The organism is Micromonospora sp. NPDC047707, from assembly GCF_040704235.1.
Taxonomy (GTDB): Bacteria; Actinomycetota; Actinomycetes; order Mycobacteriales; family Micromonosporaceae; genus Micromonospora.
This window is the reverse complement of record NZ_JBEYSU010000015.1, coordinates 1-13173: the sequence shown is the minus strand read 5'-3', so window position 1 is coordinate 13173 and position 13173 is coordinate 1. Positions and strand designations below refer to the sequence as shown.

General features: G+C 75.1%; 14 protein-coding genes. 11 read left to right on the top strand and 3 right to left on the bottom strand.

From position 1 onward, the window contains the following. The first annotated feature begins 82 nt into the window (after positions 1-82). The 4 genes from AB0873_RS17965 to AB0873_RS17950 all read left to right on the top strand — a co-directional run bounded on the left by AB0873_RS17965 (position 83) and on the right by AB0873_RS17950 (position 3812). Positions 83-1126, top strand: coding sequence for a zinc-binding dehydrogenase (locus AB0873_RS17965; protein ID WP_366600833.1), 1044 nt, complete (start codon positions 83-85; stop codon positions 1124-1126). Further along, positions 1123-1944 carry a sugar phosphate isomerase/epimerase family protein gene (locus AB0873_RS17960; RefSeq protein ID WP_366600832.1) on the top strand — a complete coding sequence of 274 codons (822 nt, stop codon included), beginning with the start codon at positions 1123-1125 and terminating at the stop codon, positions 1942-1944. The genes AB0873_RS17965 and AB0873_RS17960 overlap by 4 nt, the downstream gene beginning before the upstream one ends. 41 nt (positions 1945-1985) lie before the next feature. Then, on the top strand, positions 1986-3323 hold the full coding sequence (locus AB0873_RS17955; RefSeq protein WP_366600931.1) for a hypothetical protein: 1338 nt from the start codon (positions 1986-1988) through the stop codon (positions 3321-3323). A gap of 81 nt (positions 3324-3404) precedes the next feature. After that, positions 3405-3812 (top strand): DUF2267 domain-containing protein, encoded by a 408-nt coding sequence (locus AB0873_RS17950; protein WP_366600831.1) that lies wholly within the window; start codon positions 3405-3407, stop codon positions 3810-3812. 65 nt (positions 3813-3877) lie between these two features. Here AB0873_RS17950 and AB0873_RS17945 read toward each other — a convergent pair whose 3' ends face one another. Both AB0873_RS17945 and AB0873_RS17940 read right to left on the bottom strand, forming a co-directional pair. Continuing rightward, positions 3878-5119 carry a hypothetical protein gene (locus AB0873_RS17945; protein ID WP_366600830.1) on the bottom strand — a complete coding sequence of 414 codons (1242 nt, stop codon included), beginning with the start codon at positions 5117-5119 and terminating at the stop codon, positions 3878-3880. Positions 5120-5151: 32 nt separating this feature from the next. Then, positions 5152-5667, bottom strand: a complete 516-nt coding sequence (locus AB0873_RS17940) for an NUDIX domain-containing protein (protein ID WP_366600829.1) — start codon at positions 5665-5667, stop codon at positions 5152-5154. A gap of 160 nt (positions 5668-5827) precedes the next feature. Here AB0873_RS17940 and AB0873_RS17935 point away from each other — a divergent pair, with 160 nt between their 5' ends. Continuing rightward, positions 5828-6310, top strand: coding sequence for a type II toxin-antitoxin system PemK/MazF family toxin (locus AB0873_RS17935; RefSeq protein ID WP_366600828.1), 483 nt, complete (start codon positions 5828-5830; stop codon positions 6308-6310). Positions 6311-6368: 58 nt separating this feature from the next. Here AB0873_RS17935 and AB0873_RS17930 read toward each other — a convergent pair whose 3' ends face one another. Beyond that, positions 6369-7016: a GGDEF domain-containing protein gene (locus AB0873_RS17930; RefSeq protein ID WP_366600827.1), complete on the bottom strand. Its 648-nt coding sequence runs from the start codon at positions 7014-7016 to the stop codon at positions 6369-6371. A 241-nt stretch (positions 7017-7257) separates the two neighbouring features. Here AB0873_RS17930 and AB0873_RS17925 point away from each other — a divergent pair, with 241 nt between their 5' ends. From AB0873_RS17925 to AB0873_RS17900, 6 genes are all read left to right on the top strand, one after another. Next, entirely contained in the window at positions 7258-7497 is a 240-nt protein-coding gene (locus AB0873_RS17925; RefSeq protein WP_155332512.1) for a DUF397 domain-containing protein, read from the top strand. Between the two features lie 128 nt (positions 7498-7625). Continuing rightward, a complete protein-coding gene (locus AB0873_RS17920) occupies positions 7626-8513 on the top strand; it encodes a helix-turn-helix transcriptional regulator (RefSeq protein ID WP_366600826.1) in 888 nt (295 codons plus the stop codon). A 117-nt stretch (positions 8514-8630) separates the two neighbouring features. After that, on the top strand, positions 8631-9680 hold the full coding sequence (locus tag AB0873_RS17915) for a LacI family DNA-binding transcriptional regulator (protein WP_366600825.1): 1050 nt from the start codon (positions 8631-8633) through the stop codon (positions 9678-9680). 4 nt (positions 9681-9684) lie between these two features. Next, a complete protein-coding gene (locus AB0873_RS17910; protein WP_366600824.1) occupies positions 9685-9888 on the top strand; it encodes a hypothetical protein in 204 nt (67 codons plus the stop codon). Between the two features lie 127 nt (positions 9889-10015). Then, complete coding sequence (locus tag AB0873_RS17905) at positions 10016-11461, top strand: serine/threonine-protein kinase (protein WP_366600823.1); 1446 nt, start codon at positions 10016-10018, stop codon at positions 11459-11461. Positions 11462-11662: 201 nt separating this feature from the next. Beyond that, complete coding sequence (locus tag AB0873_RS17900; protein ID WP_366600822.1) at positions 11663-12463, top strand: DedA family protein; 801 nt, start codon at positions 11663-11665, stop codon at positions 12461-12463. Positions 12464-13173: the final 710 nt, after the last annotated feature.

The following is a 13173-nucleotide window of genomic DNA, read 5'->3' as shown; positions in this document are numbered from 1 at the left end:
TCAACCCCTTCGATTGATCAATGACAAGACATATAACGAAATTTTGCCTACGATGGAACCCAGTGCTACCGGGATGTGACTCATGGTCAACTGGGTTGTCTCTCTGGCCGGGCCGCGACAGATCAGCCTCCAGCCCTGCCCCCCGGATCCGCTCGGTCCCGGTCAGGTGCGCGTCCGCACCTGCTACTCCGGCATCTCCGCCGGCACCGAGCTCACCCTCTACCGCGGCAGCAATCCGCGCCTGAGCAAGGACTGGGACGACGTCACGCGGATGTTCGTCCCCCGGCAGGCCGTCGTGCCGTATCCGCTGGTGGGCTTCGGCTACGAGGAGGTCGGCGAGATCGTCGAGGTGGCCGCCGACGTGGCCGGCCGGCAGCCCGGACAGGTGGTCTGGGGCATCTGGGGACACCGGGCGGAGGCGGTCGTGCCCGCCGACACCGTGCAGCCGCTGCCGGCCGGGCTCGACCCCCTCGCCGCCGTCTTCGCCCGCCCCGGCGCGATCGCGCTCACCGCCGTCCTGGCCGGCGACCTGCACCTGGGGGACTGGGTGGGCGTCTTCGGGCAGGGCGTCATCGGCCTGCTCGCCACCCGGCTCGCCGTGCTCTCCGGTGCCCGGGTGGTGGCGGTGGACCGGATGCCGTCCCGCCTGGGGCACGCCACCCGTCTCGGTGCCCGGCTCGCCGTGGACGCCACCGCCGACTCCGCCGCCGCCGTCCTCCGGCGGGCCACCGGCGGGCGCGGCGCGGACGTCTGCCTCGAACTGTCCGGGGCGTACCCGGCGCTGCACGAGGCCATCCGCGCCACCACCCACGCCGGCCGCGTCGTGGCCGCCGGCTTCTACCAGGGGCAGGCCGACGCGCTCGGCCTGGGGGAGGAGTTCCACCACAACCGCATCCAGTTGGTGGCGGCCCAGGTCTCCGGGCCGACGCCGGCGCCCGGCATGGCCGGCCGGTGGACCGGTGCGCGGGTCACCCAGACGTTCATGGACCTGGTGGCCGAGGGCAGCGTCGATCCGCTGCCGCTGGTGAGCCACGTCGTCGACGCGAGCGCGGTGGCCGACGCGCTCGCGCTGCTCGACCGCGGTGACGGTGACGTCCTCCAAGTAGTTCTGAGGTTCCGACCATGACGACGATCCCACTGGCCTGCCAGGAGCAGCTCCTGCCGGGCGACGACCTGATCCGCAAGTACACGCTCGCCACCGCACTCGGCTACCACGGCATCGAGCTGCGCGGGCGCGGCGACCTCGCCTTTGTCCGGCGGCTGCCCGAGCTCCGCCGGGCCCGCGCGGCCGGCGTGGTCATGCCCACCGTGTGCGTGGAGATGGACCACTTCATCGGCGACTTCGACCCCGGGCGATCCCGCGACGCCGTCCGCAACCTCCGGTCGCAGCTGTCGGTGATCGCTGAGCTGGGCGGCGTCGGGGCGATGACACCGGCCGCGTGGGGGATGTTCTCCCGCCGGCTGCCGCCGTTCGAGCCGCCCCGGTCCCCGGCCGGCGACCGGCAGGTGCTCCTCGACGCCCTGGGCGAGCTGGGCGAGCACGCCCGCGCCGAAGGCGTCACCCTCTTCCTGGAGCCGCTCAACCGGTACGAGGACCACATGGTCAACCGGCTCGACGAGGCCGTCGCCCTCTGCGCCGCCGTCGGGCTGCCCTCGGTGCGCGTGGTCGCCGACACCTTCCACATGAACATCGAGGAGGACGACGTCCACGCGGCGCTGCGCGCCGCCGCGCCGTACCTGGGGCACGTGCAGGTCAGCGACTCCAACCGGTGCCAGCCCGGCGCGGGCCACCTGGACTGGCCGGCGCTGCTGCGGACCCTGCTCGAGATCGGCTACCCCGGCTGGCTGGCGCTGGAGTGCCGGCTGCGCGGCGACCCGGTCCGCGCGCTGCAACAGGCCGCGACGGTGCTGCGGCTGGCCCAGCCGAAACGAGCGGCGGCGTGAGCGCCGGCACGCCGGGCGGTGTGGTCGCGGGGCCCGGCGCGGTGCGCAACGACGCCCCGGCGGGACCCGTCACCGCCGACCCGGCCGACCTTCGGGCGCTGGCCGTGGCGACCCTCGACGGCAACTGGGAGCACGACCACACCGTGCCGTCGCGCACCCTCTACCCGCACCAGTGGAGCTGGGACTCGGCGTTCATCGCGATCGGCTGGGCCCACGTCCGCCCGGCCCGCGCCTGGCGGGAGCTGGCCAGCCTGTTCCGGGCCCAGTGGGCCGACGGCCGGGTGCCGCACATCGTGTTCAACCCGTCCGTGCGGGTCGGGGCGTACTTCCCCGGGCCGGACCACTGGGCCTCGGCGCTCGCCGAGGGCGCGCCGGCCGCCGCCACCTCCGGCCTGATCCAGCCGCCGGTGCACGCGCTCGCCGCCTGGCTCGCGTACCGGCGGGACCGGTCCGAGGCGGCGCGGGCGGCGCTGGCCCGGCTCTACCCGCGGCTGGTGGCGCAGCAGCGGTACCTGGCCGCGCGCCGGGACGTCGGGGGCGGGGGGCTGGCCTGCATCGTGCACCCGTGGGAGTCCGGTCTGGACAACAGCCCGGCCTGGGACGCCCCGATGGCGGCGGTACGCGTCGACGCGGCCCTCATGCGCGCGTACCGCCGGCACGACACCACGCACGCCGACGCCGCGCACCGCCCCACGGACCTGGACTACGCGCGCTACATCGCGATCGTCGCGTCCTACCGCGCGCTGCGGTACCGCGACGACGACCTCGCCGACCGGCATCCGTTCCTGGTGGAGTGTCCGCTGCTCAACGCGGCGATGGGCGGCGCGGAGCAGGCCCTGGCCCGGATCGCGGCGGTCGTCGGCGCCGACCCGGGCCCCCACCGGGACCGCGCGACCGCGATCACCGAGGCCCTCGTCCGCCGGCTGTACGACCCGACCACCGGCCTGTTCCACCCCCGTGACCTGCGCACGGGCCGCCTGGTCCCGGCGCGGACGGCGCTCGGCCTGATGCCGCTGGGCCTGCCCGACCTGCCGGCCCGGGCGGCGGCGAGCGTCATCGCCGAGGCGTGCTCGGCCCGGTTCGGGCTCGCGCCCCGGATGGAGCGGCCGCTGCCCAGCCACGACCGCACCGCGCCGGACTTCGAGCCGCTGCGGTACTGGCGCGGCCCGAGCTGGTTGAACCTCGCCTGGCTGCTGCGCCGGGGGCTGCGCGCACACGGACGGCCCGACCTGGCCGCCGGCCTGCGCCGGTCGATGATCGGGCTGGTGGCGCGGTCGGGCTGCCACGAGTACTTCCATCCGGACACCGGCGCGGGCCTCGGCTCGCCGGCGTTCGGCTGGACCGCCGCCCTCCTGCTCGACGTCCTGGCCGACGGGTAGGGCCCGCCGGCCCCGCTGCCGGGCACACCGGCGGGCGCGGTCCCGTCGGTTTGTGCGGTCGCGCGGCGGGTAAGCGCGGCCGTGCGGTTTCCCCTCTTCGTCGACGCGGTGTCCCGCCGCGCGGGCCTGCCCACCGAGCAGGCCGCCACCGTCGCCCGCGCGGTGCTCCAGACGATGGTGGAACGGATGACCGGTGGGGAGGCCGCCGACCTGGCGGGACACCTGCCGGACGACGCGGGCGACTACCTCGCCGAGCCGGGCACGAGTCCCGCCGGCGATCGGCCGCCGGCCATCGGCCCGGTGGAGTTCCTGCGCCGGGTGGGGGAGCGCGCCGGGGTGGACGACGAGACCGCCCGGACCGGCACGGCGGCCGTCTTCGCCACCCTGCGCGACGCCGTGACGGTCGACGAGTTCCGGGCCATGGTGGCCCAGCTTCCCCGCGACTTCGACGGCATGACGCAGCCGATCCCGCGCTCGCCGGACTGGTGACCCCGGGGCCGCGCGGCGACCCCCGCACGCCGTCCCGGCCCCGTCGCCACCACGCTGACCAGCGGCTACCAGGTGTCCGGCGGGTCGGCCGCGTCGGCCTCGGGCAGGTCCTCCGGCTCGGCGACCCAGGCGGAGAAGACCGGCAGGCCGTGCCACGGGCCGGGCGTGCCGGACCGCTCGTCGGTGGCGACGGCGACCGCCGCGTACGGGTGGCCGAAGCGCAGCTCGGCGGTGCGCCGTACCGCCTCCGGCGGCAGGGCGACCGTCATGGCGAACCCGGTGACCGCGGCGGCCTCGAACCCGTAGCGGCCGTACCGGGCGGCGGCTGCCTGGGCCGCCTCGAAGCCGAGGTCGGGCCGGGCCAGGAGCGCGCGGAAGGCCTTCGCGGCCGCCGGGAAACCGAGCGCCGACGCGGAAAGGTCGTGGTGGCTCTCGGCCGACCAGCAGGGCAGCACCGCGGCGACCCGCTCCTCCCGGACCGCGAACGTGCGCACCGTCTCCTCCCGCAGCGTCCACAGCGGAGCCTCGCCCAGCGGCAGGTCGTACAGCGAACGCCGGCCGGCCGGCTCGTCGCCGTCGAGCGCGTGGGCGGCCTGCTCGTGGGCTGCGGCGAGGACGTCACCGGGCGGTACGTCGGCCGCCGCGGCCACCGAGACCACCAGCAGTCCCGGTCCGTCCTCGGCGGCAGGGCGTGCGGGTGCGGCGTGCACGATCACGTCCCCGGCCCGGTCGGTGGCCGCGACCCACGCGCGGTGGCCGTGCGCGGGAGTGCGCAGGACTCGCCGCAGCCGGCCGGCCCAGGCGCTGCCCCGGCCGAGCGCCTCCGCTCCGGTCACCTGGAACGGCTCCGCCCAGGACACCCGGGTGGCGAGCGCGCTGGCCAGCACGAGCAGCACCTCCGGCCGGACCTTCAGCGGGAAGCGCTCGATCAGGCCGAGGCTGTGCTCGCGCGCCCAGGCGTCGAGGGTGGCCTGGTCGGGCAGGGGGCCGGTCTGCGTCGACGGTGGCAGGCCGGCCCGCCAGGAGGCCAGGCCGGGGGAGTCGACCCCGCCGGCCTGCCAGAGGCCGGTCGCGGCGCCGACCAGCGGGTGCGGGTCGGCCAGCAGCGTACGGGCGGCGTCGGCGGCGGCCTCCGCGCCCGTGCCGAGCACCTCCTCCAGGTCGGTCCGGGTGGTGCCGGAGGCGGCGGGTGCGATCAGGGCGAGCAGGAGCCAGGCGCCCAGCGGGGAGGCGACGTGGTGGCCGTCGCCGAGGGCGCTGTGCAGCCGTTCGGCGTACCGGGCCACGCAGGCGGGAATGTCGGTCATCGCTCCACTGTGCCCGTGGTCGGCCGTTTCCGTCACGACCAGAGCTCGAACGGCTCGTCGACGCGCTCGCCGGCCAGGAAGCGGGGAAGCAGGTCGGGCAGCCGTCCCGGGTAGAAGCGCGCGTCGCCGGCCGTCACCTCGGCCACCGGCCACCACCGGAAGCCGAAGTAGTCCTCCCGCTCGTACGCGAGCCGGTGCGTCTCGTCGACGTCCGGGCCCGGCACGGCGAGCCGGACCGGGACGACCACCTCGTCCTGGAGGTGCCGGCGGTGGCGGTGCAGGAAGCTGGCCCGCCGACGCCAGGTCGGCGCCCCGACCAGGGCGGGGGCGACGGCTATGCCGGTCTCCTCCCGCAGCTCCCGGACGGCCGTGTCGAGGTACGTCTCGCCGGGGTCCATCCCGCCGCCCGGCAGCTCCCACCAGGTGCCCAGCCGCGGGTGCGCCGGGTCGCGGGTGTGGAACAGCAGCACCCGTCCGTCGACGTCGAGCACCACGAGCCGTACCGCGCGCCGCTCGACGACCGGGTAGTCGTCCGGCAGCCCGGTCACGACGGGGTTCCGGACGGGGAGTGCGGGCGTACGGGGACGGGCATGGTCCCGATCCTGGCCGGTGCCGGCGTGCCCGTCCAGTTCGGTGCGCCGGTGTTCCCTCAGCCGTGCGATGTCCCTCAGCCGTGGGACGGGAGGGGCAGGCGTTAGGCTGCCGGCCGTGGCAGGTCTTCTCCGGAACGTGGCCGCGCGCCTCGGCACCGTCATCCCGTCCCCGCGGCGACCGGGCCCCGCCCCGGCCCAGGTCGCGCGTCGGCGCCAGGTCGCCGCGCTGCAACGTCGCCAGCTCGCGTACGCCCCGGAGCTGGACGGGCACGCCGACCCGGGGGAGATCGTCTGGACCTGGGTGCCGTACGAGGACGACCCTCGCCAGGGCAAGGACCGTCCGGTGCTGGTGGTGGGCCGGCACAGCCGGACGTTGTTCGGGCTGATGCTCTCCAGCCAGGACGACCGCGACGGACAGCGGCACTGGCTGGCCCTCGGGGCGGGTGGTTGGGACCGGTCCGGCCGTCCGAGCTGGCTGCGGCTGGACCGGGTGCTGACCATGCGCGAGGACAGCATCCGTCGCGAGGGGGCGGTGCTCGACCGGGAACGCTTCGACCGGGTGGCCCGGGCGCTGCGCGCCGGCTACGGCTGGCGGTAGGGCATCTCCCAGGCACGTCGGTGCCCCCGGCGGCCGGGCAGGTGACGGAGCGGGCGGGTCAGCGGTCGGTCGCGCCCGCGCCGTCGAGTTGGCGGCGCGGGCGGGCGGACCCGACGCCCTTCGCCCGGTACATCGCCGCGTCGGCCTGGTCCAGCGCCTCGGTCAGCTGGCCCGGACCGGTGACCGGCGCCAGGCCGACCGAGGCCGTCACCCGGATGGTCAGCCCGCGCAGGGGGATCGGCGCGGCGAGGATGTCGCAGAGTCGCCGGGTGGCGTGGTCGATCCACCGCCGGTCCACCCGCGGCGTGGTCAGCAGCCCGGCGAACTCGTCGCCGCCGAGCCGGGCGACCGGATCGCCACCGGCGAAGGCGGCGAACCGCTGGGCGACGCTGACCAGCACCTGGTCTCCGACGGCGTGCCCGTACCGGTCGTTGATCTGCTTGAAGTCGTCGAGGTCGAGGACGACGGCGATGACGGGCCGGCCGGCCGCCCCGGTCAGCACCGCGGCGGCGAGCCGGTGGAAGGCGCGCCGGTTGGGCAGGCCGGTCAGCGGGTCGTGGCTCGCCGCGTGGCGCTCGGCCGCGAGTTCGGCCTGCAGCACGGCGAGCTCGGCTTCGGCTCGGATGGCCCGGCGGTGCAACTGCCAGGACGAGACGAGGGCTCCCGCGGCGCAGATGCCGGACGCGATGGTCAACGGATCCGGCACGAGCCCTCCCGTCACGCCGACGCCCCGGCCCCGCCGGCGGTCACCGACACCCCGTGTTTCCCTGGTGGCAGCCCAGGGTGAGATGACTGTCCGTGAGCGGTTCGGTACCGCACACGTCGGTTATCATGCTCGCTGTCCAATGCGGATGCAATAGCAGATGCACGTGCAGGAAACCCCTCCGTCCATTCGCGACGCCTCCACCGGCCCCGGTGCGAGCCGGTGCGTGAAGAGAAAGACGTACATGCAGCAGCCACCGAACGGCCTCCCCACCAACCAGCTGCCGCCGTTGCGGTGGCAGAAGAGTCGACGGAGCAACCCCAGCGGCAACTGCGTGGAGTTGGCCGAGCTGCCCGGCGGGGCGGGCATCGCGGTCCGCAACTCCCGGCACCCCGACGGGCCGGCCCTCATCTACACGGTGGACGAGATCGCGGCCTTCGTGCTCGGCGCCCGCGACGGCGACTTCGACCACCTGATCCGCTGACCCGCTGTCCCGCGGCCGGGCCGGATTCGCCTCGCTGGAGCCATTCACCTCACTGACCGTCCATGGCATGCTTACACCCCGGTCGGGTTCGATCGCCCGACGGCATGGTGGCGTGCGGAGGGTCGGCAGTGGCGATGGTTCCCGCCGAGGGCGGTCCGGCGACCGGCCCCACCGTCCTGCGCATGCTGCTCGGCGCGCAGTTGCGCCGGCTGCGCGAGTCCAGCGGAGTGACCCGCGAGGGCGCCGGCTGGGAGATCCGCGCCTCGGAGTCGAAGATCAGCCGGATGGAGCTCGGGCGGGTCGGCTTCAAGGAGCGGGACGTCGCCGACCTGCTCACCCTCTACGGGGTCGCCGAGCCGCAGGAGCGGGAGGCGCTGCTCAAGCTCGCCCGGGACGCGAACAGCCCCGGCTGGTGGCACCGGTACGGCGACGTGCTGCCGTCGTGGTTCCAGGCGTACCTGGGGTTGGAGGCCGCCGCGTCCCTGATCCGGACGTACGAGGTCCAGTTCGTGCCCGGCCTGTTGCAGACGCCAGCGTACGCGCGGGCCGTGGTGCTCCTCGGCCACGGCCGCGCCACGCCGGCGGAGATCGACCGGCGGGTCGCCCTGCGCATGCAGCGGCAGCGCGTGCTGCGCCGGGAGGACCCGCCCCAGTTGTGGGCGGTCGTGGACGAGGCGGCGTTGCGCCGGCCGATCGGCGGCCCGGGGGTGTTGCGCGACCAGGTGGCGGCACTGATCGAGGCGACCAGGGCGCCGAACGTCCGGCTCCAGATCCTTCCGTTCGCCGCGGGCGGGCACGCCGCCGCCGGAGGCGCGTTCACGATCCTGCGGTTCGGTGCGGACGACCTGCCGGACGTCGTGTACATCGAGCAACTCACCACCGCGCTCTACCTGGACAAACGGGACGACCTCGAGAACTACGCGGCGGCGATGGAACGGCTCCGCGGGGAGGCGGAGCCGCCGGAGCACACGCCGGAGATCCTCGGCCGGATCCTGGACGACCTGCCCGGGCGGTAACTCCCCGGGGCCGCGCGCGGCCGTGGCGCGCCGGTTCGCCCGCATCCCATTGACCGACGCCGACGCTTCCGGCTACTCTCTGGATCGATCCAGTCTGAATCGATCCAGAGGTGACCGGTGAAGCCGACCCTGCAAGCCGTGGCCGACGCGGTGGGGGTGTCCCGCAGCACGGTCTCCAACGCGTACTGCCGGCCCGACCAGCTCTCCTCGGCGCTGCGGGAGCGGATCCTGGCCACCGCCCGGCAGTTGGGCTACCCGGGGCCCAACCCCACCGCCCGCTCGCTTCGACGGGGGTACGTGGGCGCGATCGGCGTCCTCTTCACGTCCCGGCTGTCGTACGCGTTCACCGACCCGTTCGCCGTCCGCTTCCTCGCCGGTCTCGCCGAGGCTGCCGAGCAGGGCGGCACCAGCCTGCTGCTCGTGCCGTTGCCCGACGACCCGGCCGGCGCGCGGGTGGCGGTGGAGAACGCCGCCGTGGACGGGTTCTGCGTCTACTGCGCCGGCCACGAGGGCTGGGCCATCGACGCGATCCGGGGCCGCGGCGTGCCGTACGTGACCACCGCGCCCCCCGACACCGCCGGCCCCGACGACCGCTTCGTCGGAATCGACGAGCGCGCCGCCGCCCGGGAGATCGCCCGGCACGTGGCCCGCCTCGGGCACCGGCGGGTGGCCCTGCTCGGCGACTCGGTGCTGCCCGGTGCACCCGCCGGGCCGCTGCGGCTCGCCGCCGCGACCGAGGTCCCGCATCCGACCACACGGGGACGGCTCGCCGGCTTCGCCGACGCCTTCGCCGAGGTGGGTGTGGCCTGGCCGGAGCTGACCGTGCTCACCGCCCCCGCCAACGACCGCGCCGCCGCCGCGGCCGCCGTCGCCGCCCTGCGTACCGCCGACCGGTCGCCCACGGCGGTGCTGGCCTGCTCCGACGTCCTCGCCCTCGGCGCGCGCGACGCGCTGGCCGGCGGCCCGCCGGTCTCGGTCACGGGGTTCGACGACGTCCCCGAGGCGGCCGCCGCCGGGCTGACCACCGTGCGGCAGCCCGCCGAGGAGAAGGGCCGCATCGCCGCCCGCCTGCTGCTCGACCCGCCCGCGGAACCCGGGGCCCGGCAGGTCCTGCTGCCCACCACACTCGTCGTCCGGTCGTCCACCGGACCCGTCCCGAGGAGCTGACCCCATGGACCAGCCCACCGGTTTCGTTCTCGCCGTCGACGCGGTGACGCGGCACGTCACCTCCGCCCGACCGGACGCGCCGATCCGCCCCGAACCGCCGCGCACCCCACGGCTCGCCTCCACCCGTCGGGCCGCCGCAGCCACCCTGCGCCGGCTCGCCGACCGCATCCAGCCCGCCCCGGTGCCCGCTCCGCCCCGTTGCTCCTGAACCGGCGTTTTGCGACCAGCGGAAGTTGGTGCTTCGGGCATGATCCGGTCACCACGGTCGGTACCGGGCGTGGCTCTCTGCGTAGTCGGTGGTCCTACCCGCCGTCGGGCAGGCAGACTGGAGACCTATGTCGCCGTTCACGCCAAGCCTCCGGCTGCACGACCGGTACGTCCTACGCGAGCGCATCGGCCGCGGCGGGATGTCCGAGGTGTGGCGCGCCCACGACGAGGTGCTGCACCGGCCGGTGGCGGTGAAGGCCCTCGCCGGCGAGCTGGCCGCCGACCCCCAGCTCCGGGCCACCATCCAGCGCGAGGCCCGCGCGGCCGCCCGGCTGAGCCACCCGCACGTGACCCAGGTGTACGACTACGGCGAGGCGTCCCTCGCCGGTGGCGCCGTCGTGCCGTACCTGGTGATGGAGCTGGTGGACGGGCACAACCTCGCCGACCGGCTGGCCGCCGGCCCGCTGCCCTGGCCCGAGGCGGTCCGGATGGCCGCGCAGGTCGCCGCGGCGCTCGCCGACGCCCACCGGATCGGCGTCGTGCACCGCGACATCAAACCCGGCAACGTCATGCTCACCGCCACCGGCGCGAAGGTGCTCGACTTCGGCATCGCCGCCCTGGCCGGCCCCGACCACCCCCTGGCCGGGCAGACCGGTGAGCTGCTGATGGGCACGCCCGCGTACTTCGCCCCGGAGCGGATGCGGCCCGGCCCGCCGAACCCGGCCAGCGACGTGTACGCCCTCGGCGCGCTGCTCTACCGCACGCTCACCGGCCGGGCGCACCTGCGCGTGGACAGCTGGGAGGACGCGGTCGACGTGCACGCCCGTGGCGCCACCGTGCCACCACCGGCCGTACCCGGGCTACCGGCCGACGTCGCGCGGCTCACGCTCGCCTGCCTCGCCGCCGATCCGGCCCGCCGGCCCACCGCCGCGCAGCTCGCCGCCCACCTGCGTGCCACGCGACCCGCCGCCCCACCCGCGAACCCGCCGACCGCGATCCTGCCGTCCGTCGCCGCGTCGACGCCCGCCCACGCGCCGACGCTGGTCGACCGGCGCCCGGCCACCCCCGACGGTGCCGGGCCACGGCCGCCCGCCCCGACCCGGGCACCCGCCCGACGGTCGGACCGGCCGGTCGCCGCCCTGGTGGCCGCGGGTCTCGCCCTGGTCGTCGCGACCGTCGCCGTGCTGGTCCTCGGCGACCGGGGCGACCAGGCCCCGACCGCCGGACGGTCCGTGCCGGTCGAGGCGCCGAGCAGCTCGCCCGCGCCGAGACCCAGCAGCGCCGCGCCCACCACCGCCGGACCGGCGCCGGTCAACCTGCGCGAGGTGGCCGCCGAGTTCGCCGCGGTGCTCGCGCTGGCGGTCGCCCAGGGCGACGTCGACCGCAAGACCGCCGAGCAGCTGGGCAGGGACCTCGTCGAGCTGGGCGGCCGGTCGCGGGACCGGGCCGAGCGGGTCGAGAAGCTGCGCGAGCGCCTCGACAAGGCCGTCGAGGACGGCAAGCTCGACCCGACGGTGGCCGCCCAGCTCGACGCCCTGCTCGCCGACACCGGCGGCACCCGGCGCGACGGTTGACGGTGAGCCGGGCGCCGGCCCGGGTGGGTGGGGTCGAGGACGGGCGCGTCCAGGTGGTAGCCGGTCAGGGACAACTCGGGAAGACCACGCCCCGGGCATTCGGGCGGCTCCTCTCCCGGGGCTCCGCAGGATAATCGGGTCGCGCCGAAGTGGGGCCGCCCGCTCGGCCGGCTCTCAGGATGGGTTCGTAGCGTGTAGCTCATGTCTGGAACCGCGCACGCCCTGCTCGCCGCCGGCACCGCCACCGGGGAGGCCGCACCACCCCAGGACGGCCTCGTCGGGTACGTCACCGGCCTGGTGGAACGGCTCGGAGGGCCCGGCGCGGGTCTGGCCGTGGCCCTGGAGAACCTCTTCCCGCCGATTCCCAGCGAGGTGATCCTGCCGCTCGCCGGGTTCGTCGCCGGGCAGGGCCGGATGAGCCTGGTCAGCGCGATCTTCTGGACGACGCTCGGCTCGCTGCTCGGCGCGCTGGCCCTGTACTACATCGGGGCCGCGCTCGGGCGGGAGCGGATGCGGGCCATCGCCGCCCGGCTGCCGCTGGTGAAGCTGAGTGACGTGGACCGCACCGAGGAGTGGTTCCTCCGGCACGGCGTGAAGGCGGTGTTCTTCGGGCGGATGATCCCGATCTTCCGCAGCATGATCTCCATCCCGGCGGGCGTGGAACGGATGCCGATCCTGACCTTCGCCGTCTACACCACGCTGGGCAGCCTGATCTGGAACACCACGTTCGTCATGGCTGGCTACCTGCTCGGGGACAACTGGCATCTCGTCGAGGGGTACGCCGGCGCCCTTCAGAAGGTCGTCATCGTCGCCTGTGCGGTGGGGCTCGTCTGGTTCGTCGTCACGCGAGTGCGCCGGTCGCGTACGGCCGGTGGTGTGCTGCCGAACGGGCCCGAGGACGAGTTCCCCTCGTCCGTCCCGCCCGCCGACGGCGTACCCGACCCGCACGGCCGCGGCACGCTGTACCGCAGTTCGTGGTCGCAGGGGCAGGACGTCGGATAGGCGACTTGTCGTTGGTTGCGGTGGGGGTGTGGCCCGCCGGTGCTGCCTGCTCGGCCCTGTTCCGGGGCGAGATCTTGGAAGGGTATGGCCCCTGGAGGGGCCGAATTCTTCCCTGATCTCGATGCGTCACCTGCACCTTGTGGAATGTATATCCGGAATCGGTGTCACGTGGTGGCCTGATTGTCGGGTTTGGGGGTGTGATGGGCGGCATCGTGGGGGTGGAATGGTGGCGGGGACGGGGTCGTTACATCACCTGGACGATCGAGCAGCGCCCGCCTTGATGGCAGGGCGAGCGGCCCCGGAATGATGGCGGCCGCCCGGTCGTTACATCTGGTCCCGGCCCCACGAGAGCGCCGCCCACCCCGCAGGGTGTGGCCTGCGGATCCCCCGGGTTGCCGGTTCCTGGATTACCCCGTCGAGCAGGTCCACCCCCTGGGCCCTGGACGGGATCCCCCGATGTCTTTCGAGTGCCTGAGTGGTGCTCGCACCCCGCCGTGATCCCCCTCGTGGTGGTGGTGTCGATCCCCCGAATGGAGCTTGGTCATGAACACGATGCTGCGTAAGAGCGTTCTGGGTGTTGCTGGTCTGGCGTTCGCCACCGGTGTGTTCGCCGGTCCCGCCACCGCTCACGCCGCCCCCGTGGTGGAGTCGAGGCCGGTCGCCGCCACGGTGCTGGCCGACAAGGCGGACAAGGGCACGCTGATCCCGCA